The organism is Mesorhizobium sp. WSM4809, from assembly GCF_055811655.1.
Genome location: NZ_JBVVQW010000005.1, coordinates 216,975 through 239,693, shown reverse-complemented (window position 1 = coordinate 239,693; position 22,719 = coordinate 216,975). Strand labels below are relative to the sequence as shown.

Here is a 22,719-nt window from a genome sequence, read left to right as displayed (position 1 = left end):
CCGGCGGCGCCGCAAATTCAAAAATATTGATCAGCCTTTGATAGCTTCGGGGTCGGCGATGTCGTCCACCTCGACGACAACCGCGTGCTGCGCGGCGAGAAAATTGCCGACATGGCTGAGCCCGTCGAAATGATCGCAGAATACCTTGATGACGACCAGCAGCGGCACCGCCATCAGGGCGCCAACGAAGCCCCACAGCCATGACCAGAAGGCGATGGCGATCAAGATTGCCACGGCGTTGATCTCCAGGCGCCGGCCGACCACCATCGGCGTCACGAACTGGCCTTCGACGATGTCGCACAAGATCACGAAGGCCGGCGCCAGAAGCGCGTAGAAGATGGTATCGAAGCTGATCAACGCCATGACCGTGACAAGCACGATGGTGATCAGCGCTCCGACATAGGGCAAGAAGTTGAGCAGCGCCGCGGCGGCTCCCCAGACCAGCGGATTGGGCATGCCGAGCGCCCACAGACCGAGAGCGATGACTGTGCCAAGGCCGGCATTGATGATGGTGACGGTGAGCAGATAGTGCGAGATTTCGCGCTCGACGTCATAGACGACGCGCAGCGCCCGTTTCTTTTCGCTGAGGCTGGCGAAGGACTGGATGATCTTTTCATAGAACATCGTCCCGGAGGCGAGCAGGAACAGCGACATCACGAAGATGATGGTCAGGCCTGTTCCGGCCGACAGGATGTTGCTGGCGGCCGCCGACAGGATGCCGGACTGCGCCATCGCCACCCTCTGGATGCCCGGCTCCTGCGACGTCTGGGTCAGTTGTTCGATCTGATGCGAAATCTGCATGATCTTCTCGAGCGGGCGGCGCAATTGCGCCAGCCGCTCGGCAAGTTGCTGGCCTATCGAAGAGGTGTTGTTGATGAGGTCGATGATCGGTCCGCTGAGGAGGTAGCCTACGCTGGCAAAGATGCAGATCGACAACAGCACCAGAAGGGTCGCCGAAATCACTTCGGAGATGCCGTGCCTGCGCAGGAGCCTAACGATCGGCGTCAGCGTCAGCGCCAGCAGGAAAGCCAGAATGACCGGCATGAAGAAAGCGCGAGCGAAGTAGAGCGCATAGATGGCCATGAACAGGAAAATGCCGACGAGCAGCGAGCGCATCAGATGCGTGTCGGCGCGGGCCGCAACGCGCGAATCCGATTCGTCGGCGATGGCGTGGCCCAAGGCAGCGGGTTCGGTTTTCATGCTCACCCTCGAGCCGGCGCCCTCGGCGGTCGGCTATTGCCTGCATGAACGCAGAGTTATGGGCGCAGGTTCCATGAGCCGGCTTCCGGAATGAGGCCCGTTTGCACGGGTCCGGAAATCAGAGGGCGCCGCAGCATCCAGGCCTGCACTCACGGCGTTGGAAGAAAGATTTGGCTTTCTTCCGAATGTCGTGGCGACGAGGGCGAAAAATCCGGTCCTTCACAAGGGTAGCAGCCAGCAGCCGACATTTCCGTCAGGCTGCCGGCGCGGTGACGGCTGTGGCAGCCCTGGCTGTTTCCTTGCGCACGATCGGCGCCACCCTGGTGCCGTAGAGTTCGATCGCCTTCATGATCTTGGCATGCGGCATGGTGCCGATCGCCATTTGCAGCAGGAATCGGTCATTGCCGAAGACCTTGTGCTGGGCGACGATCTTCTCGGCCACTTGCTCGGGACCGCCGACGAACAACGCGCCGTTCGGGCCGCGCGACTGGTCGAAATGCGCCCGCGACGTCGGACCCCAGCCGCGCTCGCGGCCGATGCGGTTCATCACCTCCGCCTGCGGGCCGTAAAAATCGTCGGCCGCCTGCTCGGTCGTCTCGGCGATGAAGCCGTGCACGTTGATGCTGGTGGCAAGGCCCCTCGGGTCGCTGCCGGCGCGCTTGGCGGCTTCGCGATAGAGATCGAACAGCGGCGCGAAGCGCGCCGGCTCGCCGCCGATGATGGCGAGCGCCAGCGGCAGGCCGAGCGCACCCGCGCGGGCGGCAGACTGCGGCGTGCCGCCAATGGCGATCCAGACCGGTAGCCTGTCCTGGAAGGGCCGGGGATAAACGCCGCGATCGTTGATCGGCGCGCGCAGATTGCCGGACCAGGTAACCTTCACGCTGTCGCGGATGGCAAGCAGCAGATCGAGCTTTTCGGCGAACAGTTCGTCATAGTCCTCGAGGTTGTAACCGAACAGCGGGAAGGATTCGATGAACGAGCCGCGCCCGGCCATGATCTCGGCGCGGCCGCCCGACAGAAGGTCGAGCGTGGCGAACTGCTGAAAAACGCGCACCGGGTCATCGGAAGACAGAACGGTGACGGCACTGGTCAGCTTGATGCGCTTCGAGCGCTCGGCGGCCGCGGCCAGGGCCACGACCGGTGCGGAGGCGGCATAGTCGGGCCGGTGATGCTCGCCGAGGCCGAAGACGTCGAGGCCGACCTGATCGGCCAACTCGACCTCCTCGATCAGGTTGCGCAGCCGCTCATGCGGGCCGATGGCGCCGGGGCCCGGCTGCGGGCTGACGTCGGCGAAGGTGTAGAGACCGAGTTCCATCTAATGTCATCCTGGTGTTGGAATTTGCCGCTAGACGTAGCCATCCGCCAACCTCGCCGCCAGAGGCGCGACGGTGAACAGTGCATGTCGTTTTCGGTTCAATCTCTTCGTCGCAATTCCCAAGGGAAAGCGCTGCGCGCTTTTCCCGGGAAAACCGTTTCACACTTTCCCTGAAATTGCTCCAAAGGCGTCTCCCGAGTGCAACAGCCGACAATTTCATGGCTGCCATGCCGTTTTGGCGCTTGAACTCTCGGTTTTCGCGCGTATGTAAGCGTCGCGAATTGACTTCAGGGAAGTGGACTTGGCTATCTACAGGGAAAAAGACGTTTTCGAGCGGCGCAATGCCGCAAACGAGGCAAAGAAGGCGCTCCTCGAGCGCTTCAAGGCAAAGCCGGCGGCGGATGATCCTGCTGTGCTGGCACGGCAGGCTGAACGCAAGGCGATCCTTGCGGCCCGCGAAATCCGCGAGGCTGAAAAGGCTCGGCTGAAGCAGGAGAAGCTGGCACGCGAAGCGGTCGAGAAGGCCGAGCGCGAGGCAGCAGCCGAAGCGGCACGTATCGCCGCCGAGGAAGCTGCACAGGCTGAGGCCAAGATTCGGGAATCCGAAGAGAACGAGCGCATCGCCCGTTTTCTGGCCGACGAAGCCGAACGCAAGGCCAAGCGTGACGCGCGTTATGCGGCACGCAAGCAGCGCACCGGCAGGACGCCGCCGGGCTTCTCCGCCCGCTAGCCTCAGGATTACCGAAGCAGCCAGCTTCGACAATCAGGGTCGCCTCACAGCGGCCCTGAAGGTGTTAGTCCGTCGCCCAAATATTGGTCCCGGTTCTGAGAGGACGACATGCGCAAACCAAAAGACCGTCAGGCGGCGAACTTCAGCCCCATGATGCCGCAGACGATGAGCGCGATGCAGGCCAGCCTGATCGCGGTGGCTGGTTCGCCGAGCAGCCAGATGCCGAGCAGTGCCGTACCGACGGTGCCGATGCCGGTCCACACCGCATAGGCGGTGCCAACGGGCAGCGCCTTCAGCGCCAGGCCGAGCAGAGTGAGGCTGACGACCATCGAGGCAACGGTCAGCACGGTCGGCACCAGCTTCGAGAAGCCATCTGTGTATTTGAGGCCGATTGCCCAGCCGATCTCGAATAGGCCGGCGAAAAAGAGAAGAATCCACGACATCGACAACGCTCCATCAGAGCATCGGACCGGAAGGTGATTTCGGCGTCCGACGATCAGTCAAACAATGGCGGGTCGTCCCGTCCGGATTTTGGGGAAGCGCGAGGTCGTCCCCGCCATGCCAATATAGGAATTTCGAGCGCTCGATCAACAGCGGCCGGCAACAGTGTCGCCGGCCGTAACCCTTATTGCGAAGTGGATCGCCGGACCTACTTGTCCTTGAGCTTCATCGCCTTGACCGGCGGCGCCTTCAGCGCGGGAGCCGGAGCGGGCTTCTTGGCGTCCTTCTTCGGCTTGCGGGCTTCCTTGCCTGCCTTCATCGCACCTTTAGCCATGATTCGTTCCTCCTGATGTGGGACGCCAAGTGAAACAAGAGAACCGCCCGACCGCAAGGGGTTAGCGACCGTTGCCGGCGTCGCCGGCTCGCTTTCAACCGGTTTCTAATTTGCTCGTAAACCATGACGGTCCGTGCGATGGTCATTTTCGCACTGCAGCATCGACCCGAGCTTCGCCGGGTGATCGTCAGGCAGGCCGTCAGGACGACAATGCGAATCCACATCGGCTGCGAGATGAGCTTCGACTTTCCGCAGGAAACGCCGCTCATCGCGATGCTGAATGTGCATTATTCGCGTGCCTCCGACCTCGAGCGGCCGGATTTCCTGATTTCCAACCCGCCGGTGCCGATCGAAAGCTATCGCGACAGTTTCGGCAATTGGTGCAACCGGTTCGTCGCGCCGCCCGGGCGTTTCACCTTCGGCACCGACGCGGTGATCCGCGATCCCGGCACGTTCGAGATGGGCGATCTGATGGCCTGGCAGCACGAGGTTCGCGACCTGCCGGCGGACACGCTGCTGTTCCTGCTGCCCAGCCGTTTTTGCGAAAGCGACCTTCTGGCTGATGAAGCGTGGCGGCTGTTCGGCAACACGCCGCTGGGCATTCCGCGCGTGCAGGCGGTCTGCGACTTCGTCCACAACCACATCGTCTTCAACTACGGCAATGCTCGGCCGACACGCACCGCCGCGGAAGCGTATCGTGAACAGAGCGGCGTGTGCCGAGACTACGCGCATCTCGCCGTCACCTTCTGCCGGGCGCTCAACATCCCAACGCGCTACTGCACCGGCTACATCAGCGACATCGGTATGCCGAAACCATGGGCGAGCATGGATTTCTGCGCCTGGATGGAAGTCTATCTCGGCGGCCGCTGGCATGTCTTCGACCCGCGCAACAATGCACCGCGCATCGGCCGCATCCTGATCGCCTCCGGCCGCGACGCCGCCGACGTGCCGCTGACCCATATATTCGGCCCGGGAACGCTTGCCGGCTTCAAGGTGTGGACCAGCGAGATCGTCGAGTAGTCGCCGTTTTCCATAGGCCGATCTCTCATGACCGCTGGCTTGGACGACCCGACATTCGCGCGGTGTGATGCCTGTGGAGCTTTAGCGGCCTGGCCGCTAGACTGCGCCTTGAATGGGAACAAATGCCATGGCCGGGCACGGCGGCTCAAAAAAGGTGATCTACGCGGCGCTCGCCGGCAATTTCGCCATCGCGCTGACCAAGTTCGCCGCCGCCCTCTTCACCGGCAGTTCGGCGATGCTGTCGGAGGGCGTGCATTCGCTGGTCGATACCGGCAATGGCGGCCTGCTGCTCTACGGCATGCACCGCGCCGCCCGCCCGGCCGATCGCACGCATCCGCTCGGTCATGGCCGCGAACTCTACTTCTGGAGCTTCATCGTCGCGCTCCTCGTCTTCGCGCTGGGCGCCGGCGTGTCGTTCTACGAAGGCGTGATCCATATGATGGCGCCGGAGCCGGTCGCCAACGCCGAGGTGACCTACGTCGTGCTCGGCCTTTCCTTCCTGTTCGAAGGCAGTTCGTGGTGGGTGGCGCTGAAGGAGTTCCGCCAGCAGAAGGGCAAGCAGGGCTGGCTGCGGGCGGTGCAGTCGAGCAAGGATCCGAGCGTCTACACCGTGCTGTTCGAGGACAGTGCAGCACTTCTCGGCCTGATCGTCGCGTTCGCCGGCATCCTGGCGGCGGAAGTTCTGGAGATGCCGGAACTCGACGGCGCCGCCTCGATCGGCATTGGGCTGATCCTGGGCGCGACGGCGATCTTCCTGGCCCGCGAAAGCAAGGGCCTGCTGATCGGCGAGCCGGCATCGCCCGAGGTGCAGATGAAGGTGCTGGCGATCGCCCAGCAGGATCCGGCGGTGCAGCGGGCGAACGGCGTCCTGACCGTCCATATGGGGCCGACAGAGATCGTCGCCGGCTTGAGCATCGAGTTCGAGGACCATTTGACTGCGCCCGAGATCGAAGCTTGCGTCGAGCGCCTGGAGGCGCAGCTGAAGAAGGAAATGCCGGAGATCACGCGGCTGTTCGTCAAGCCACAGACGACAGGCACCTGGGAGCAGCGGCGCAAGCTGATCGAGACCGCATCCGATCCGGCTCTGGACTAGCGCTGCGCCATTGCCTCACGGCCTTGCCCCGCTAGATTGAAGGGACTTTGGAGGAACGAAGATGAGAATAGACGGCGGCTGTCATTGTGGCGCCATCACTTACGAGGCCGAGGTCGATCCGGAAAAGACCACGATCTGCCACTGCACGGATTGCCAGCAACTGACCGGCACGGCTTTTCGCCTGACGGTTCCGGCGCCGGAAAGCAACTACCGCATCACCAAGGGCACGCCGAAAATCTACATCAAGATCGTGGCGAGCGGCGCCAAGCGCACCCAGGCCTTTTGCGCTGACTGCGGCTCGCATCTTTACGCCACGTCTGTCGGCGATGGCCCCAAGGTCTATGGGATTCGCGTGGGGACCGCGCGGCAGCGCCAGGATTTGATTCCAACACAGCAGAAATGGCACCGCTCGGCGCTGCACTGGCTGCCTGAATTTCAGGGCATGACCACGTTGGAGGAGCAATAGCGCCGGTCCGGCACCGCGCCTCAATCGTCGCCTTCGACGACCCTCAGCCTGAGCTGCCCGGTTTTCGAATCGGCAACGCGCGCGCCAGTATCGACCTTCGCGGCGGGAGCCCGTGACGCTGCGTCCGCGGCGGCATCGCCGTCGGGCTGTGCGCCGAACTCCAGCGCTTCGATCTTCTGGCCGCGCTTGGTGACCTTCGACGTCGAAACCAGGATGTCGTCGATGTCCTTGGCCGACTGGCCGAAATGGACCTGCAGCTTGCGCACCCGCTCATCGACACGCGCGACATCCTCCATCAGCCGAATGACCTCGCCCTGGATCAGGTGCGCCTGTTCGCGCATGCGGGCATCCTTGAGGATCGCCTGGATGACCTGGATCGACAGCATCAGCAGCGACGGCGAGACGATGACGATGCGGGCACGGTGCGCCTTGTGGATGATCGCCTCGAAATTCTCGTGGATCTCGGCGAACACCGATTCCGAGGGCACGAACATGAAGGCGGTGTCCTGCGTCTCGCCCTGGATCAGGTATTTTTCCGAGATATCGCGGACATGGATCTCGATGTCGCGGCGGAAGGCCTGCGAGGCGGCCTTCTGCAGGTCGGCGCCATCGGCGGCGCGGATGGCATTCCAGGCTTCGAGCGGAAACTTGGCGTCGATGGCCAGCGACGGTGCGCCGTTCGGCATCTTCACCAGGCAGTCAGGACGGCTGCCGTTCGACAGCGTCGCCTGGAATTCATAGGCGCCGTGCGGCAGGCCGTCGGCGACGATCGCCTCCATGCGCGACTGGCCGAAGGCGCCGCGCGTCTGCTTGTTGGAGAGGATCGCCTGCAGCTGCACCACCTGGCCGGCGAGCGACTGGATGTTGCCCTGCGCGACATCGATGATGGCCAGCCGCTCCTGCAATTTGGCCAGACTCTCGTGCGTGGATTTGGTCTGCTCGGTCATGGTCTGGCCGAGCCGGCCGGTCATGGCGTCGAGGCGCTGGCCGATCGATTGCGTCAGCTCCGCCTGCCGTGCGCCGAACACTTCGGCGATGGCGCCCATACGACCCTGCATTTCGGCCTGGCTTTGCAGAATGCCGGCCATCCGCACTTCCGCATCGCGGGCATGATCGGCGGCTTCCGCAGCCGCGACGGCGCGAGCCTTCGCCGACCGCCACAGCGCAATGACCAGCGCCACGAACAGGGCCAGAAACAGCAAAGCGCCGAAGGCCAGCGCATGGCCGAGCGTGACGGTTGTGGCGCCAAGCCGGGCGACAGGTTCGGAAAGGATGGTGCTCAAATCATTCATGTGGACAGCATAAACGATTCGCGCTGCCGGCACAGATCAAAACGTGAACGAGCCTCCAGCCTACCGGTTGACGCTTTTCTCTGGAGGTCTTAGGTGGAACGCCATGCCGATCAAGCCGCTCATCATCCTTCCCGACCCCATCCTGCGCCAGGTTTCCAAGCCCGTGGAGCGTGTCGACGCGCCTTTGCGCAGATTAGCCGACGACATGCTGGCGACCATGTATGACGCGCCGGGTATCGGGCTGGCGGCGATCCAGATCGGCGAACCGCTGCGCTTACTGGTGATCGATCTGGCCAAGGAAGACGAGACGCCGGCGCCGCATGTCTTCATCAACCCGGAAATCCTGGAGAGCGCCGACGCGCGCTCGGTCTATGAGGAAGGCTGCCTGTCGATCCCGGATTATTACGCCGAGGTCGAACGCCCGGCCGCCGTGCGGGTCAAATATCTCGACCGCGACGGCAAATTGCAGGAGATGGAGGCCGAAGGCCTGATGGCGACCTGCCTGCAGCATGAGATCGACCACCTCAATGGCGTCCTGTTTATTGACCACATCTCGAAGCTGAAGCGCGACATGGTTGTGAAGAAATTCAAGAAGCTCGCCAGGGACAAGGCGCCGGGCAAGCTGGCGGGATAGGGATCATTCGAGCACGCCACGCAAAACCCAATCCCTGCCAAGCTCGAACGCTTTTGCACCGATCTCTAATGCAAGCGCGCGAGATTCTGGCGAGATGATCAGCACCAGAGAGACAACCACGGCTAACACCATCATTAGCAGGGTGTTATAAATGGCGAAATTGCTCTCTCTTCGCCTCGACAATTCGCCTTTCTCGTATCGTTCTTCGACCGATTTGTGTTCAGCTATTGGCTTCCTGCGTTTCCCCAAGGGATTTTGAGCGCGCTGCATATGAAGCTCCCAGGACAGATCCGCGAAGCATACGCCTGAACAGTTGGTGTAGACTTAATGGACCGTTTTGAGTGGCTGGGTGAAGGGGCGGAACTCTTGTTGATCAATGACTCCGGGGGTGATATCAGAGATATCAAATCTTGGAGGCATCCATGGGCGATATGTTGATCAGAGATATTCCCGAACCCTTGAAGCGCGAAATTGAACACGCGGCGCGCAAGGGCGGCCAAAGTCTGTCGGGCAAGGCGATCGATCTCTTGCGTAAAGGCATGGTCGCGGAGAAAGAAGCCAAACCGGAGCCGGGACTTTCCGCGTGGGATGCCATTCGTTCGGCGTTCGCTGCTGAAAATGCAATAGGCGATGAATTTTCCGAGATAATGGACCAAATCGAAGCGGACGGAAAACGCGACTTCGGCCATCCAGTTGAGGATTTCGAGTGATCATCCTCGATACCAATGTTGTTTCCGAAGCCAGCAAACCGGCGCCCGACTTGAATGTCTCCGCCTGGTTCCGCAAACAGGATCTTCTCGCACTCTACATGTGTGGGCCAGTCATCATGGAGCAGTCTTTCGGGGCCGAACGGTTTTTGAACAAGACGGGATCAGACCGTTATATTCGCGTGCTCGATCAGCTGATTTCGCAGCAGTTCGCCGGCCGTATCGTGGAATTTTCCGGTTCGATCCCCCGACTTGCCGGCAAGCTGCGGGCGACGCGGGAAAGAATTGGCCGTCCGATCAGTCTTTCCGACGCCATGATTGCCGCGATCTGCCTCGCCCATGATGCGACGCTTGCCACGCGCAACGTTCGCGACTTCGACGAGCTTGACCTGAAGCGCGTAAACCCGTTTGAAGCGGACGCCTGAGCCGGCACACGGTGCGAGCAAGAAGACAGGATACCAGAAGAAAAATGCCCCTTCGCGTCATCTTCATGGGCACGCCGGAGTTTTCGGTGCCGACTTTGCGCGCGATCGCCGAGGCTGGCCATGAGATATCGGCCGTCTATACCCAGCCGCCACGCGCCGCAGGGCGGCGCGGGCTGGAGTTGACGCCATCGCCGGTGCAGCGCGAGGCGGAGCGGCTGGGCATTGAAGTCCGGGCGCCGGTTTCGCTCAAGGGCGAGGCCGAGCAGGCCGCTTTCCGTGCCTTGCAGGCCGATGTCGCCGTGGTCGTCGCCTATGGCTTGCTGCTGCCGAAGGCGGTTCTCGAGGCGACCCGGCTCGGCTGCATCAACGGCCATGCGTCGCTTCTGCCGCGCTGGCGCGGTGCCGCGCCGATCCAGCGCGCCATCATGGCCGGCGACCTGGAAAGCGGCATGATGGTGATGCGCATGGAAGATGGGCTGGACACCGGCCCGGTCGGGCTGGTTGAAAAATGCGCCATCGAACCCGATATGACAGCCGGCGATCTGCATGATCGGTTGATGAGTGTCGGTGCTGCCTTGATGGTGGAAGCGCTGGCGCGACTGGAAAGGAATACCCTGACATTCACCACACAAGCTGTGGATGGGGTGACCTACGCCAAGAAAATCGATAAATCCGAGACTCGCGTGGACTGGACTCGCTCAGCAAGTGAGGTCCACAATCATATTCGCGGCCTGTCGCCCTTTCCCGGCGCGTGGTCGGAGATAGGAATTGGCGGCCGTCAGGAGCGGCTGAAACTGCTTCGCTCGACGCTGTCGCAAGGCCTGTCGCTTTGGGAAGAGTTGGGCGAGTCGGGAGGAATTCTCGATGACCGGCTGACGGTCGCCTGTGGGGCAGGCGCGATCAGGCTGGTCGAAGTTCAACGCGCGGGCGGAAAGCCCGCTGCCGCGTCGGAGTTCCTGCGCGGGGCCAAGATCGAAAAAGGACTGAAATTCTCATGAGCATGATGTCGATACGCGCGGCAACGCCGCGGGATCGCGAGGCCATCCGCCTCGTCGAGGAACACGCTTTCGGCCAGCAGGCGGAGGCCGGTCTGGTCGACGCGCTGGTGACCGGCGGCGACGCTGTTGCCGAACTGGTGGCGGAAGAGGACGGCCAGGTGGTCGGTCACATCCTGTTTTCGCGGCTGTTCGTCCAGAATGGCGGCAAGACTTTCGCGGCCGTGGCGCTGGCACCGCTGGCGGTGGAGCCCTCGTTCCATGGCAGCGGCATCGGCGGCGCGCTGATCCGCGAGGCGCATATCCGCCTCAGGGATGCCGGCGAAACGCTGGCCGTGGTGCTCGGCGACCCCATCTATTACGGGCGTTTCGGATATAGCCACACGCGTGCCGAGAACTTCGAGAGCGAGTACCAGGGCGAAGCGCTGCAGGCGCTGGCCTGGGGTGACGCACCAGAAGCAGGCAGGCTAGTCTACGCCTCTGCCTTCACCGCTCTCGCCGCCTAGGCGAGAGCGTATAGCCGCCCGGCATGCCGCGTTTTCGCCTCGACATCGAATATGATGGCAGTCTGTTTGCCGGCTGGCAGCACCAGGCGGATCAGCCTTCGGTGCAACAGGCGATCGAGCGGGCGATCGAAAAATTCTGCGGCGAAGCGATCCGGCTGCGCGCCGCCGGCCGCACCGATGCCGGCGTCCATGCGACCGCGCAGGTGGCGCATGCCGACCTCGCCAAGGCGTGGCCGGGCGACAAGGTGCGCGATGCCGTCAACGCCCATCTGCAGGCGGGCGGGGCGCGCATCGCCATCCTGAAAGCGACAGTCGTCTCCGACAGCTTCGACGCCCGCTTCTCGGCCATCGGCCGCCACTATCTCTACCGCATCCTGAACCGCCGTGCCCCGGCCGCGCTCGACAAGGGCAAGGTATGGTGGGTGCCGAAGCGGCTCGACGCCGGCGCCATGCACGAAGCGGCGAAAGTCCTGCTCGGACGGCATGATTTCACCACCTTCCGCTCGACCCAGTGCCAGGCCAACAGCCCGATCAGGACGCTGGAACGGCTCGATGTGAGCCGACAGGGCGACATGATCGAGGTCAGGGCTTCGGCGCGCTCATTCCTGCACAATCAGGTACGTTCGATGGTCGGCTCGCTCAAGCGCGTCGGCGACGGCGGCTGGACCGCGGCCGACCTGAAAACGGCGCTCGAGGCGCACGACCGCGCCGCCTGTGGCCAGGTGGCGCCGCCCGACGGGCTGTTTCTCACCGGTGTCGATTATCCAGTCGAGACGAGCCCGGACAGGCTCTGAACTCCGACATCCTCCGGCACGGTGATGCCGAGCAGCGCCTGCAGGCCGAACAGCACCAGCAGCGAGGCGATGAACATGCCGACGAAAACGGCGGTGCCGACCGATGCGTCCCTGCCGATCGTGGCGTTGGTCATGCGCCAGATCAGCACCATCGACAGGGCAAACAGGAACAGCGACACAAGGCTCGCAGCCTGGCTTGCGGACGACAGGAAAAGCCGGATCAGCGCCGAGGGCAGCATCAGCCATGCGGTGATGGCCGAAGCCCAGTTGCTGGCGACGACGTAGTGGACGAAGCGGCCGCCGATGCCGGCGCGCGGCGCGATCAGGGCGAGCGCAACCAGCGGCAGCACCCAGGAGCCGATGTCGACCGTCGCCAGGCGGACCAGCATGCTGAAGCGGCCCGCGAAGGCGTCGGGATCGCCGATTTCGTTGGCGATGCCGACCCAGCCGACGATCAGCGCCGGTGCTGCAACGACAATGGCGAAGAAGGAATTCCAGAAGCCGTCGGCCGACAGGTCGAGCAGGCGCAGGCCGTCGGCCTTGCCGAGCATCAATCGCCAGGCGCCCGTCAGCGAAGCTTGGGTTTCGTCCGCCGAAAGCATGCTGTTCAGCCCTGTCCGAACCAGTCTTCTATGAAGCGCTGGTAGATTTGCGTCAGCGTTTCCAAATCGGCAATGGCGACGCGCTCGTCGACCATATGCATTGTCTTGCCGACCAGCCCGAACTCGACCACCGGACAATAGTCCTTGATGAAACGCGCGTCGGACGTTCCACCGGAGGTGGACAGCGTCGGCTCCTTGCCGACCGCCGACTTGATCGAGCCGCGCAGCGTTTCGATAAGCCTGTCGTCGCGGGTCAGGAAGACATGGCTCGGCCGGTCGCGCCAGACGAGCTCGTAGTCGACCGGCGTCTTCTTGCCCTGCCGGTACTTCCTGCGCCTGGCCGCCTGGTCGAGCCGGTTGTGGATCTCGGCCTGCAGGGTCTCGTCCGTCCAGGTGTCGTTGAAGCGGATGTTGAAGGTCGCGGTCGCTTTGGCCGCAATGACATTGGTGGCAGGGTTGCCGACATCGATGGAGGTGATCTCCAGATTGGTCGGCTGGAAATCCCTGGTCCCCTTGTCGAAAACCGGATGCAGCAAGGCGTCGACCAGGCTCATCAGCCCGCGCACCGGATTGTCGGCAAGCAGGGGATAGGCGACATGGCCCTGGCGGCCATTGACGGTGACCGCGCCGGACATCGAGCCGCGGCGGCCGATCTTGATCATGTCGCCGAGAGCGTCCGGATTGGTCGGCTCGCCGACGACAGAGGCATCCCATTTCTCGCCCCGCGAAGCCGCCCATTCGAGCAGCTTCACCGTGCCGTTGATGGCCGGGCCTTCCTCGTCGCCGGTGATCAGCAGCGAAACCGACCCTTTCGGACCGCCATTGGCCTCGACATGGCGTGCCACGGCGGCGATGAAACAGGCAATGCCGCCTTTCATGTCGACGGCGCCGCGGCCATACATCTCGCCATTGGCGATCTCGGCGGCGAAAGGCGGATGCGTCCAGGCGGCTTCGTCGCCGACAGGCACCACGTCGGTGTGTCCGGCGAACATCAGATGCGGGCCATTGCCGGAGCGCCTTGCATAGAGGTTTTCGATATCGGGCGTGCCGTCTTCGGAAAACACCGGCCGATCGACCAGGAAGCCGAGCGGTTTGAGCATCGTCTCCAGCGCGGTCAGCGCACCGCCCTCAGCGGGCGTCACCGAAGCGCAACGGATAAGGGCGGCGAGGTTTTCGGCGGGATCGGTCGGCAGCGTCATGGCAAAAGCGATAGTCGAAAGCGCAGGGCCTGTCACGGCCAGACATAGGGGCCAGCCTCATGGCTGGCGATACCGCCAATATTATGGTTTTCATGTCGTATAGCTCCGACCCGGCGCGGGCGACAGGATGGCAGACAAGGACAAACGGATCGTCATTGCCGGTGCCGGCAGCATCGGCTGCTATGCCGGCGGCTGCCTGGCGCTGGCCAACCGAGAGGTCATTCTGCTGGCTCGGCCGCGCATCGAGGCAGCGCTACGGCAGGGTGGATTGCGGGTCAGCGACCTCCAGGGCCGCGATCGCTCGATCAAGCCCGAGGCGCTTGTCGTCACCGTCGATCCGGCCGCCGCTTTGCCGCTGGCGGACGTGATCCTGGTCACGGTCAAGAGCGGCGCCACCCAGGATATGGCGGATCTTATCAAAGCCCATGCCCGGCCCGACGCCGTGGTGATCAGCCTGCAGAACGGCGTCGACAATGCCGACAGGCTGCGCGCTGAACTTGCCGGACGTACGGTGCTGGCCGGCATGGTGCCGTTCAATGTGGTGCAGTCGCCGGACGGCGAACTGCCGCTGCGCGTTCACCGCGCCAGCGACGGCACGGTAATGGTCGAGGATGGCGACGCCGGCCTGGTCGGCCTGCTTGGCGTCGAAGGGTTTGCGGTCGAAGCCCATGGCGACATGAAAGCCGTGCTGTGGGGCAAGCTGCTGATGAATTTGAACAACGCGCTGGTGGCGCTTTCCGGCCTGCCGCTGGCGACCGAACTGGCCGATCGGCGCTGGCGGCTGATCCTGGCCAGCCAGATCGACGAGGCCCTGAGAGCGATGAGAGCGTCCGGCATCGAGCCGGCGCGGATCGCCGGCCTGCCGCCGGCGTTGCTGCCCAAGGTGCTCAGGCTGCCGGACTGGCTGTTCAAGCTGCTGGCGCGGCGCTTGCTGGCGATCGACCTGCAGGCGCGCTCGTCGATGTGGGACGATCTTCAGCGCGGCCGGCCGACAGAGATCGACGACCTGCAAGGCGCCATCTTGCAGCTGGCGGGGAAGGCCGGCACGCCCGTGCCGACGGTTCAGCGGGTCACCGCTTTGGTGCGCGCGGCGGAAGCGGAGCGGCTTGGCTCGCCGGGCCTGGCGCCGGAGCAGGTTGTTGCACCGGCCGGCCGTCGATCAACGTGATCTTCTGCCAGATTTTCCGCGACAGGTTGGATGCCAGGTTCTCGATGTCGTTGACGCCGTCGATGACCACGTCGTCATTGACCGACTGTGCGAACAATGCGGCGATCTTGCCCGTGATCGACAGCATTTCGGAGCAATAGTCGAGGTAACGCGCCAGGTCGGCGGCATTGGTGATGCGGGCCGGCGAGTGCGCCGTCGGCTTGAAATCGGCCGAAAGGGCTGCCGGATCCTTGGTCAGCTGGTGCATGTCGATGACATGGATCAGCGAACGCAGGCCGTGCAGCTGGCGAAACACCCTTTTGCGCTTGATGCGCTCCTCGGTGCGGATCAGAGCAAGCAAGCCCAACACTGCGAGTATGACGGTGTTGATCGAAGCCTCTATGCCTTGCACCGACTGCAGGGCATCGTGGGTTCCCGAAATGCGGTCGATCGGCAAGATGGTACCGACGAACAGGAACACCAGCACACCCGTGACGAAGGCGGCGACGATGAGCCCGCGCAGCCACCAGATCGGTGCTTCGAGCACCTTGGCCGCCTTGGCCAGATCGCGCGACAGCGAGACCAGTTCGGCGGCGACGCCACGCAATCCCGCTTCAGGGAAACGGTCGGCGATCCGCTCTTCCAGCCGCTCGGCGGTTTCGACGATCAGTTTCGGATCAAGCGTGCGGTAGCGCATGTCCGATCGGCCCTCAGGATTGTTCCGGCTCGTTGGTGCGCCGGCCGTAGCGGTTGGGTCCAGGCTGCCCTGGAAACAGGCACAACACAAGGAAGGCGACGATCGAGACCACCGGCACGAACAGGATCAGCGCGGCAATGCCCGGCTTGTCCAAATCGTGCAGCCGCTTCACCGCCAGCGCGATGTTCGACCACAGCGAGGCGATGAAGGCGACGAAGAAGATGAACGACCACATGTTGCTCTCGGCCGAACCTTCCGGCACCAGCGTGAAGCGGTAGAGCGGGAAGGCCTGGATGATGGCGACGAGCAACCCGCCAAGAAAATAGGCCGCGCGACTGACGCGGCCCGAGGTTTTGAAGAAAAGCCAGGTGAGATCTGATCTGTCAGGCAAGCGGGTCCGGTCCATATTGATTGGCGCCTCTGGCGCCTTCGAGAATGCCGCACTCCACCAGAAACCAGATCGGGCCGATGAGCGGCACCAGCATGATCAGGCTCCACCAGCCCGACTTGCCGCGATCATGCCAGCGCTTGGCGTAGACTGCGAGCGCGAAATAGATCGAGGCCAGAGCGATGAGAATGCCGATGATGCCGATCTGGGCGCCACTGGCGGTGGTGAGACGTGTACCGAGGATCGCATCGAGAATGAAGGCAACGATACCAATGACGATGAAAACGCCAATCGCGGCCCAGAACTTGCCACGGTTGATGCGACCATCAAAACTTGTGAGCAGATACTTCCAGTCCATGTCACCCCTCCATCTTGAACCAGCGCGACCGATTGTCGCGCCGGCGGAAGGTGCGCTCGCTTTGCGCAAAGATCAATCGCGCAGCAATTCGTTGATCGAGGTTTTGGAGCGGGTCTTGGCGTCGACACGCTTGACGATGACGGCGCAGTAGAGGTTGGGACCCGGCTCGCCGTTCGGAAAGGGCTTGCCCGGCATCGTTCCGGCGACGACGACGGAATTCGGCGGCACTTCGCCATAGAAGATCTCGCCGGTGGCGCGGTCGACGATCTTGGTCGACTGGCCGATGAAGACGCCCATGCCGAGCACCGAGCCTTCGCGCACGATGCAGCCCTCGACCACCTCCGAACGCGCGCCGATAAAACAATTGTCCTCGATGATGGTCGGGCCGGCCTGCATCGGCTCCAGCACGCCGCCGATGCCGACGCCGCCGGACAGATGCACGTTCTTACCGATCTGGGCGCAGGAGCCGACCGAGGCCCAGGTGTCGACCATGGTGCCGCTGTCGACATACGCGCCGACATTGACGAAGGACGGCATCAGCACGGCGCCCGGTGCGACATAGGCCGAACGGCGCACGACCGACGACGGCACGGCTCGGAAGCCCGCCTTTTCGAAATCGACGGCACTCCAGCCGTCGAACTTCGACGGCACCTTGTCCCACCACACCGCCTCGCCGGGTCCCCCCTTGATGATCTCCATCGGGTTGAGCCGGAACGACAACAGCACGGCCTTCTTCAGCCACTGGTTGACATGCCACTTGCCGTCGGCCTGCCGCTCGGCGACGCGGACGGCGCCGCGGTCGAGCAGATCGAGCGCCGACTGGATGGCGTCGCGCGTTTCGCCGCGCGTTGCCGTCGAAATCGCGTCGCGTTCCTCGAAGGCCTTCTCGATGGTCTTTTCGAGGCTCGCCAGATCGGGCTTCGACATGAATTCGCTCCATTACCAAGCTGTTAAGGGGCAACGCCTTAACCTGTTTTGAAAGTCGCGCGGACCCCTTGGCAGGCTTTGCCTGCCTGGATCTTCGCATGTAGCAGGTTCTTGTCACAAAACCGCGGGACACTTTTGCGGAACCTGCTTATGTGAAGCCTTGGTGAGGGTCAATCGCGGCTGCGTCATGGGGCGGCGCAAGTGAAGAATTTGGACGGGTAGAGCATATGACACCTATGGAAAAGGCGGGCTGGACGCCACTGCCGCATTCGGACGAGGATCTGGAGCGGTCGAAGAGTGTGCCGGATACGCCGCAGACGCGTGCCGAAACCTACCGGCTCGCCTGGAACGATCCCGACTTCATGACGCGGCGCGAGTTGCGCGCGGTCCGGCTGCAGCTTGAATTGCTGAAACCGGAAATGATCCTGGCCGAACGCGGCATCCGTTCGACGGTGATCCTGTTCGGCGGCGCGCGCCTGCCGGAACCCGGCGGCGAGGCCTGGGCGGCCAAGAACGAGACGCAGAAGAAGAACCTCGAGGAGAACAGCAAATACTACGAGGAAGCGCGCAAATTCGCCCGCCTCTGCTCGCAGCAGTCGGCTACCTCCTATTACCGCGAATATGTCGTGGTGACCGGTGGCGGGCCCGGCGTGATGGAAGCGGGAAACCGCGGCGCCGACGATGTCGGCGCGCCGTCGATCGGCCTCAACATCGTCCTGCCGCACGAGCAGGCGCCGAACATCTATGTGACGCCGGAGCTCTGCTTCAACTTCCATTATTTTGCTATCCGCAAGATGCATTTCGTCATGCGCGCCAAGGCGGTCGCGGTGTTTCCGGGCGGCTTCGGCACGATGGATGAATTCTTCGAGACGCTGACCCTGATCCAGACAGGGCGCATGGAGCGCGTGCCGGTGATCCTGTTCGGCAAATCCTTCTGGAAGCGGGCGATCAATCTCGATTTTCTCGCCGAGCAGGGCACGATCAGCCCCGGCGATCAGGACATCATCGACTTCGTCGACACCGCCGACGAAGCCTGGGGGATCATCAGCCGGTTCTACAAGTTAGGGGAGTAGGGGAGTGGGGAATTGAAGAACTGGGGAACTGGGGGAATTGATCCGTAGAGACCGTCCTTCATTCTTCAATTCTTCAATTCTTCAATTCCCCTCTTCCTCCCCCTCCACAATCGCCGTCAGAAACCCCGCCAGATCGTCGGTGACGAAATCGACATCATCCTCATTGGCCGGGTCGCGCTCCCAGATCTCGGAAAAGGTCGGCTCGAAATTGCGCGGCACGATAAGCACCGTGGTCATGCCGAGCGACTTCGGCACCGACAGGTTACGGGCAAGGTCTTCGAACATCACCGCATTGTGGCCGGTGACGGCGTGGAGTTCGGCGAACTTCTCGTAGGTCTGGCGCGCCGGCTTGGGATTGAGCCCGGCGGCGACGATGTCGAAGATGTCGTCGAAATGGTCGAGGATGCCGAGTTGGCGCGCGGTGCGCTCGGCGTGCCTGCGGTCGCCATTGGTGAAGATGAACTTGCGGCCCGGAAGCTGGCGGATGGCGGTGCCGAGAACGGGGTCTGGCACCAGCCATGAATAGTCGATGTCGTGGACCTTCTCGAGGAAATCATCGGGGTCGATGCCATGACGTGTCATCAGGCCGTTCAGCGTCGTGCCATATTCGCGGTAGAGTTCCTTCTGCAACTTGCGCGCATCGTCGCGCGGCAATGCCAGCAGCTCGCCGACATAGGCGGTCATCTTGACGTCGATCTGCGAGAACAGATTCGAATGATGCGGATAGAGCGTGTTGTCGAGATCGAAAACCCAGTCGGTGACATGGGCGAAGCGGGCGGGGTCAGGGAGCGTGGTCATGGGCTCCTTATGGCATGAAACGCGCATTCCGGAAGCGACTTTATCCACAACTTCTGCTCGTTGAGGTTGCGTAAATCGCCTCACGATTCAAATTTTAGGCATCTGGGAAAGGTGGCCTTTAGGGCTTGCTGGCAGAGAGGCAGTCTTGTGGGAGCAAGCGATGAACAGCATAATTCTGAGATCCGCCGCCGTTGCTTTCGCCTCAGTCGCGGCCTCTCTCCTGCTGACCCTGATCATCGTTCCGGCCATGGGATTTCCGGTCAACCGCACGATCTGGCTGACCTCCACCCTCTGTCCGCTGGTGCTGGCGTGGGCTGCCAGCGCAAGCACTTTCTGGCAAAGCGACAGGCTGAAAAACGCGCATCGCGATCTCGCCCGAGCCCATGCCCAGCTCGCCGCCGCGCATCGCCGCCTGGCGGAAAAGGCGAGCCGCGACGACATGACCGGCATGCTCAACCGGGAAAGTTTCTTTGCCGCGCTCGACGGTTCGCGCCGCAAGTCCGATCGCGGCGCGCTGCTGATCATCGATGCCGACCACTTCAAGACCATCAACGACAATTTTGGCCACCTGACAGGTGATGACGCGCTGCTTTTGATCGCCAGCGCGATCCAGCGCGGCGTGCGCAGCGGCGATGTGCTCGGCCGCATCGGCGGCGAGGAGTTCGGCGCCTTCCTGACCGGCGCCACCGAGCAGGAGGCCAAGCGCGTCGCCGAGCGCATTCGCCGCGAAGTGGAGCTGATCCGCTTCCGGCCCGTCGACGAGCGGACCATTCCGCTCACGGTCAGCATCGGCGGTACTGTCTGCGGCGAGGAAGCCAGTGTGTCGGAGCTGATGCGCGCCGCCGACCGGCGCCTCTACCAGGCAAAGCACCAGGGCCGTAACCTGACGATCATCGACACCGGCATTTCCGAGGCGGCGTGATCCGATCTGCCGCAACCGGCCTGTTAAGAAAATTCTAACCCTGTTTGCACTCGGTTGTACCGCTTAGCCGGGTTTTCACTGCTTTGCGGCCAGACTTGGCACGATACTGGCTTCCACGGTGATGCATGTGTCGTTCCGGGAATTGCCGTTCTGGGAACGCCATGCAGTGCCGAAGCCCAGCCGAGAGACCAGCCATGAGTTTCATCATCAAGAGAATGTCACGCCGCGCGCTCGTGCAGGCGTTGATCGCATTGCCTGCCCTGTCTTTGTTCCGCAAGCTGCCTGATGCCGATGCCGCCGGTCCAAAGCCCGACCCGAACGAGATCGTCGAGGTCAATGGCTGGATCCTCAAACGGAGCGACCTGGCATGATCTTCGACAGCTACGAGGCGTATCGCGCCGCGAACTTCACTCCAAAAGTCTGCATTCTCGGCTCCGGCCCGGCCGGTATGACCATTGCGCGCAAGCTTGGTGCGGCCGGCATTCCGGTGGTGGTGATGGAGGCCGGTCCGCGCGAATTCAGCGACGAGTCGCAGGACTTTTACCGTGGCAGCACGGTCGGGGATTTTTATTTCGATCTCGACATAACCCGGCTGCGGTTGATGGGCGGCAGTTCCAACCACTGGGCCGGCTGGTGCCGCGTGCTCGACAAGCAGGATTTCGAGCCGAAGGCCTGGGTACCCGATACGGGCTGGCCGATCCGCCGCACCGACATCGAACCCTATCTGCCGGAAGTGCGCGACATTCTCGACCTTCCGGCCCTCCGGCCCGATATGCCGATCTCGGACGACATTCGCTGGGTGCAGCTGATCAAGAGCCCGGCCGTGCGCTTCGCCGAGAAGTTCGGCGATGAACTCGACAAGGCCAAGAACATCGCGGTGGTGCTCAACACTTGTGCCACCGAACTTTCCGGCGACGGCAAACGTGTGACGGGCGCCAGACTGTGGTCGAACGGGCAGGATGCCGGCTCCTTCAGTGCCGACTATTTCATCGTCTGCACCGGCGGGCTGGAGAATTCGCGGCTGCTTCTGTGGTCGAACCAGCGTTCGAACGGCGGCGTCGTGCCGAATGCGACGGCGCTTGGCCGCTACTGGATGGAGCATCCGACCTTCGAGGGCGGCAACGCGATCCTGGCCGACTACAACGCGTTCGAGGTCGACGCCGTCAATGAGGCCTTCTTCTCGCCGACCCTTGCCGCCATGGAGCGGCTGCAGATCATGAATTTCGGCGTCCGGCTGATCGAGACGCCGTATCCCGGCGTCAAGAGCCTTATCGCCGACCTCGCCTGCACGGCACCCGACATGGCCGAGTGGATGTCCTCCAAGCTCAGTCAGAGACTGCGCTGCGCCGCCCAGCTCTACGTCGCCTGGGAACAGGCGCCGCTGGCCTCCAACCAGATCGAGTTGTCGAAGACCGATGTCGACCATGCCGGCGTGCCACGCATCGAATTGCACTGGAAGAAATCGGAAATGGAGCGCCGCACCCTGCTCGAAGGGCTCAGACTGTTCGGCAAGACGCTGATCGAGAAGAATCTCGGCCGCGTGCGTATTGCCGACTGGATCAGCAATGGTCAGGATTATCCGACCAACGACGAGACGGCGGGCCATCATCACATGGGCGGCACGCGCATGGGCACCGACGTCAGCAAGAGCGTGGTCGACGCCAACTGCAAGGTGCACGGCATGGACAATCTCTATGTCGGCGGCTCCTCGGTGTTCTGCACGTCGGGCCAATGCAACCCGACGACGACGATCACCGCGCTGGCCTGCCGGCTGGGCGACCATCTGAGCAAGGTGGTCACCGCCTGACGGTTCTGCGCTATAACGTCGCCGGATCGAGGGCCGGCTGGTCCTTGCGGCGGGCGACGATCGCCGCGAAATCGGCGGTCTGGAAGGCATCGCGCAAGGCGTCGAAGGACGGCAGCACGAAATAGGCGCGCTGGAACTTGTCGATCTCGTAGCCGGTGCGCATCACCGTTTCCAGGTCGAAGGGCACGTGGTGGGCGTCCTTGCCTTCGACCGCGAACTGCAGCTCGGTAAACGACGACATCAGGCCGGCGCCAAAGGCCTTTAGCGGCTGGCCGGCCTCCTGCATCAAGCCGTATTCGGCCGTGTACCAGTAGAGCCTGGAAATCATCTCGTCGCCGCCCAGCGCGATGATGTCGCCGGCCTTCTCGCCATACATCTGCATGAAGTCGGCGAACACCGGTTGCGACAGCGCCGGCACGTGGCCGAAGAAATCATGGAACATGTCGGGCTCGACAATGTAGTCGAGCTCCTGCCTAGTCCGCAGCCAGTTGGTGACCGGGAAGCGGCGATCGGCGAGATGATCGAAAAACGGGGCCGCGGGAATGAGACCGGGCACCGCGACGATCTCCCAGCCGGTCAATTTGCGCAGCTTGGCGCTGACCTCGTCGAAATCGGGAATACGGTCGAGCAGGCCAAGTTTTTTGACGCCGTCGAGATAGGAATGGTGGGCGAGCCTGCGCGTCAATTTGGTCTGGCGGTCGCACAGCGTGCGCCACACCGCCTGCTCTTCTTCGCTGTAATCGTAACCCTGGGACACGGTGAAATCGGCGCGGCAGACCGAATAGTCACCGCGCAATCCTTGCGCCGCGCAGTCGCGGGCATATTCGGCAACGCTCATCGTCGTCATGG

General features: G+C 62.9%; 29 protein-coding genes. 15 read left to right on the top strand and 14 right to left on the bottom strand.

All coding sequences use genetic code 11. From position 1 onward, the window contains the following. Nucleotides 1-30: 30 nt before the first annotated feature. Both AC0L24_RS15110 and AC0L24_RS15105 read right to left on the bottom strand, forming a co-directional pair. Nucleotides 31-1,200, bottom strand: a complete 1,170-nt coding sequence (locus AC0L24_RS15110) for an AI-2E family transporter (protein WP_473563915.1) — start codon at nt 1,198-1,200, stop codon at nt 31-33. A 253-nt stretch (nt 1,201-1,453) separates the two neighbouring features. Further along, nucleotides 1,454-2,515, bottom strand: coding sequence for an LLM class flavin-dependent oxidoreductase (locus AC0L24_RS15105; protein WP_128364010.1), 1,062 nt, complete (start codon nt 2,513-2,515; stop codon nt 1,454-1,456). A 301-nt stretch (nt 2,516-2,816) separates the two neighbouring features. Here AC0L24_RS15105 and AC0L24_RS15100 point away from each other — a divergent pair, with 301 nt between their 5' ends. After that, nucleotides 2,817-3,245 carry a DUF6481 family protein gene (locus AC0L24_RS15100; protein WP_023761392.1) on the top strand — a complete coding sequence of 143 codons (429 nt, stop codon included), beginning with the start codon at nt 2,817-2,819 and terminating at the stop codon, nt 3,243-3,245. 128 nt (nt 3,246-3,373) lie between these two features. Here AC0L24_RS15100 and sugE read toward each other — a convergent pair whose 3' ends face one another. Then, entirely contained in the window at nt 3,374-3,688 is a 315-nt protein-coding gene (sugE, locus tag AC0L24_RS15095) for a quaternary ammonium compound efflux SMR transporter SugE (protein WP_013528463.1), read from the bottom strand. 206 nt (nt 3,689-3,894) lie between these two features. Further along, the gene (locus AC0L24_RS15090) at nt 3,895-4,020 is read right to left on the bottom strand and encodes a hypothetical protein (RefSeq protein WP_013528464.1); all 126 of its coding nucleotides are present in this window, start codon (nt 4,018-4,020) and stop codon (nt 3,895-3,897) included. Between the two features lie 210 nt (nt 4,021-4,230). On the opposite strand from AC0L24_RS15090, the gene AC0L24_RS15085 reads away from it, so the two are divergent. From AC0L24_RS15085 to AC0L24_RS15075, 3 genes are all read left to right on the top strand, one after another. Then, on the top strand, nt 4,231-5,040 hold the full coding sequence (locus AC0L24_RS15085) for a transglutaminase-like domain-containing protein (protein WP_027040094.1): 810 nt from the start codon (nt 4,231-4,233) through the stop codon (nt 5,038-5,040). A 127-nt stretch (nt 5,041-5,167) separates the two neighbouring features. After that, on the top strand, nt 5,168-6,133 hold the full coding sequence (locus tag AC0L24_RS15080) for a cation diffusion facilitator family transporter (RefSeq protein ID WP_127808360.1): 966 nt from the start codon (nt 5,168-5,170) through the stop codon (nt 6,131-6,133). 61 nt (nt 6,134-6,194) lie between these two features. After that, nucleotides 6,195-6,599, top strand: coding sequence for a GFA family protein (locus AC0L24_RS15075; protein WP_013528467.1), 405 nt, complete (start codon nt 6,195-6,197; stop codon nt 6,597-6,599). 20 nt (nt 6,600-6,619) lie between these two features. On the opposite strand, the gene AC0L24_RS15070 is transcribed toward AC0L24_RS15075, so the two are convergent. Next, the gene (locus AC0L24_RS15070) at nt 6,620-7,891 is read right to left on the bottom strand and encodes a DNA recombination protein RmuC (RefSeq protein ID WP_292632367.1); all 1,272 of its coding nucleotides are present in this window, start codon (nt 7,889-7,891) and stop codon (nt 6,620-6,622) included. A gap of 103 nt (nt 7,892-7,994) precedes the next feature. On the opposite strand from AC0L24_RS15070, the gene def reads away from it, so the two are divergent. Then, the gene (gene def, locus AC0L24_RS15065; RefSeq protein WP_292141391.1) at nt 7,995-8,525 is read left to right on the top strand and encodes a peptide deformylase; all 531 of its coding nucleotides are present in this window, start codon (nt 7,995-7,997) and stop codon (nt 8,523-8,525) included. Between the two features lie 3 nt (nt 8,526-8,528). On the opposite strand, the gene AC0L24_RS15060 is transcribed toward def, so the two are convergent. Next, nucleotides 8,529-8,795 (bottom strand): hypothetical protein, encoded by a 267-nt coding sequence (locus AC0L24_RS15060; protein WP_473563914.1) that lies wholly within the window; start codon nt 8,793-8,795, stop codon nt 8,529-8,531. Between the two features lie 152 nt (nt 8,796-8,947). On the opposite strand from AC0L24_RS15060, the gene AC0L24_RS15055 reads away from it, so the two are divergent. Genes AC0L24_RS15055 through truA form a run of 5 tightly spaced genes read left to right on the top strand, consistent with a single transcriptional unit; the run spans nt 8,948 to nt 11,952 of the window. Further along, on the top strand, nt 8,948-9,235 hold the full coding sequence (locus AC0L24_RS15055; protein ID WP_127328141.1) for a plasmid stabilization protein: 288 nt from the start codon (nt 8,948-8,950) through the stop codon (nt 9,233-9,235). Then, on the top strand, nt 9,232-9,657 hold the full coding sequence (locus tag AC0L24_RS15050) for a type II toxin-antitoxin system VapC family toxin (protein WP_127383449.1): 426 nt from the start codon (nt 9,232-9,234) through the stop codon (nt 9,655-9,657). The genes AC0L24_RS15055 and AC0L24_RS15050 overlap by 4 nt, the downstream gene beginning before the upstream one ends. Nucleotides 9,658-9,701: 44 nt before the next feature. Continuing rightward, on the top strand, nt 9,702-10,655 hold the full coding sequence (gene fmt, locus AC0L24_RS15045; protein WP_292632362.1) for a methionyl-tRNA formyltransferase: 954 nt from the start codon (nt 9,702-9,704) through the stop codon (nt 10,653-10,655). Beyond that, on the top strand, nt 10,652-11,158 hold the full coding sequence (locus AC0L24_RS15040) for a GNAT family N-acetyltransferase (protein WP_127398815.1): 507 nt from the start codon (nt 10,652-10,654) through the stop codon (nt 11,156-11,158). The genes fmt and AC0L24_RS15040 overlap by 4 nt, the downstream gene beginning before the upstream one ends. A 23-nt stretch (nt 11,159-11,181) precedes the next feature. Then, nucleotides 11,182-11,952: a tRNA pseudouridine(38-40) synthase TruA gene (gene truA / locus AC0L24_RS15035; protein ID WP_127318314.1), complete on the top strand. Its 771-nt coding sequence runs from the start codon at nt 11,182-11,184 to the stop codon at nt 11,950-11,952. Here truA and AC0L24_RS15030 read toward each other — a convergent pair. Both AC0L24_RS15030 and dapE read right to left on the bottom strand, forming a co-directional pair. Next, nucleotides 11,919-12,554: a transporter gene (locus tag AC0L24_RS15030; RefSeq protein WP_473563913.1), complete on the bottom strand. Its 636-nt coding sequence runs from the start codon at nt 12,552-12,554 to the stop codon at nt 11,919-11,921. The two genes, truA and AC0L24_RS15030, sit on opposite strands and share 34 nt — an antisense overlap. 5 nt (nt 12,555-12,559) lie before the next feature. Further along, complete coding sequence (gene dapE / locus AC0L24_RS15025) at nt 12,560-13,753, bottom strand: succinyl-diaminopimelate desuccinylase (RefSeq protein ID WP_127273255.1); 1,194 nt, start codon at nt 13,751-13,753, stop codon at nt 12,560-12,562. A 127-nt stretch (nt 13,754-13,880) separates the two neighbouring features. On the opposite strand from dapE, the gene AC0L24_RS15020 reads away from it, so the two are divergent. After that, nucleotides 13,881-14,921: a 2-dehydropantoate 2-reductase gene (locus AC0L24_RS15020; RefSeq protein ID WP_473563912.1), complete on the top strand. Its 1,041-nt coding sequence runs from the start codon at nt 13,881-13,883 to the stop codon at nt 14,919-14,921. On the opposite strand, the gene AC0L24_RS15015 is transcribed toward AC0L24_RS15020, so the two are convergent. The 4 genes from AC0L24_RS15015 to dapD form a co-directional block, all read right to left on the bottom strand. Continuing rightward, the gene (locus AC0L24_RS15015; RefSeq protein ID WP_127318320.1) at nt 14,824-15,597 is read right to left on the bottom strand and encodes a hypothetical protein; all 774 of its coding nucleotides are present in this window, start codon (nt 15,595-15,597) and stop codon (nt 14,824-14,826) included. The genes AC0L24_RS15020 and AC0L24_RS15015 overlap by 98 nt on opposite strands. 13 nt (nt 15,598-15,610) lie before the next feature. Further along, the gene (locus AC0L24_RS15010; protein WP_023810766.1) at nt 15,611-15,988 is read right to left on the bottom strand and encodes a DUF805 domain-containing protein; all 378 of its coding nucleotides are present in this window, start codon (nt 15,986-15,988) and stop codon (nt 15,611-15,613) included. Further along, nucleotides 15,981-16,343: a DUF805 domain-containing protein gene (locus AC0L24_RS15005; RefSeq protein WP_127318322.1), complete on the bottom strand. Its 363-nt coding sequence runs from the start codon at nt 16,341-16,343 to the stop codon at nt 15,981-15,983. Before AC0L24_RS15005 ends, AC0L24_RS15010 begins: the two co-directional genes overlap by 8 nt. A 72-nt stretch (nt 16,344-16,415) precedes the next feature. Further along, nucleotides 16,416-17,270: a 2,3,4,5-tetrahydropyridine-2,6-dicarboxylate N-succinyltransferase gene (gene dapD, locus AC0L24_RS15000; protein ID WP_127269742.1), complete on the bottom strand. Its 855-nt coding sequence runs from the start codon at nt 17,268-17,270 to the stop codon at nt 16,416-16,418. 227 nt (nt 17,271-17,497) lie between these two features. Here dapD and AC0L24_RS14995 point away from each other — a divergent pair, with 227 nt between their 5' ends. Next, the gene (locus tag AC0L24_RS14995; RefSeq protein WP_023810769.1) at nt 17,498-18,343 is read left to right on the top strand and encodes an LOG family protein; all 846 of its coding nucleotides are present in this window, start codon (nt 17,498-17,500) and stop codon (nt 18,341-18,343) included. A gap of 81 nt (nt 18,344-18,424) precedes the next feature. On the opposite strand, the gene AC0L24_RS14990 is transcribed toward AC0L24_RS14995, so the two are convergent. Further along, nucleotides 18,425-19,141 carry a pyrimidine 5'-nucleotidase gene (locus AC0L24_RS14990; protein ID WP_127808367.1) on the bottom strand — a complete coding sequence of 239 codons (717 nt, stop codon included), beginning with the start codon at nt 19,139-19,141 and terminating at the stop codon, nt 18,425-18,427. Between the two features lie 160 nt (nt 19,142-19,301). On the opposite strand from AC0L24_RS14990, the gene AC0L24_RS14985 reads away from it, so the two are divergent. The 3 genes from AC0L24_RS14985 (at nt 19,302) to AC0L24_RS14975 (ending at nt 21,870) form a co-directional block, all read left to right on the top strand. Continuing rightward, complete coding sequence (locus AC0L24_RS14985; RefSeq protein WP_127808368.1) at nt 19,302-20,063, top strand: GGDEF domain-containing protein; 762 nt, start codon at nt 19,302-19,304, stop codon at nt 20,061-20,063. A gap of 194 nt (nt 20,064-20,257) precedes the next feature. Further along, nucleotides 20,258-20,434 (top strand): hypothetical protein, encoded by a 177-nt coding sequence (locus AC0L24_RS14980; RefSeq protein WP_081738956.1) that lies wholly within the window; start codon nt 20,258-20,260, stop codon nt 20,432-20,434. Then, complete coding sequence (locus AC0L24_RS14975; RefSeq protein ID WP_473563911.1) at nt 20,431-21,870, top strand: GMC oxidoreductase; 1,440 nt, start codon at nt 20,431-20,433, stop codon at nt 21,868-21,870. Before AC0L24_RS14980 ends, AC0L24_RS14975 begins: the two co-directional genes overlap by 4 nt. Before the next feature lie 10 nt (nt 21,871-21,880). Here AC0L24_RS14975 and phhA read toward each other — a convergent pair whose 3' ends face one another. Beyond that, nucleotides 21,881-22,717 (bottom strand): phenylalanine 4-monooxygenase, encoded by an 837-nt coding sequence (phhA, locus tag AC0L24_RS14970; RefSeq protein WP_127808370.1) that lies wholly within the window; start codon nt 22,715-22,717, stop codon nt 21,881-21,883. Nucleotides 22,718-22,719: the final 2 nt, after the last annotated feature.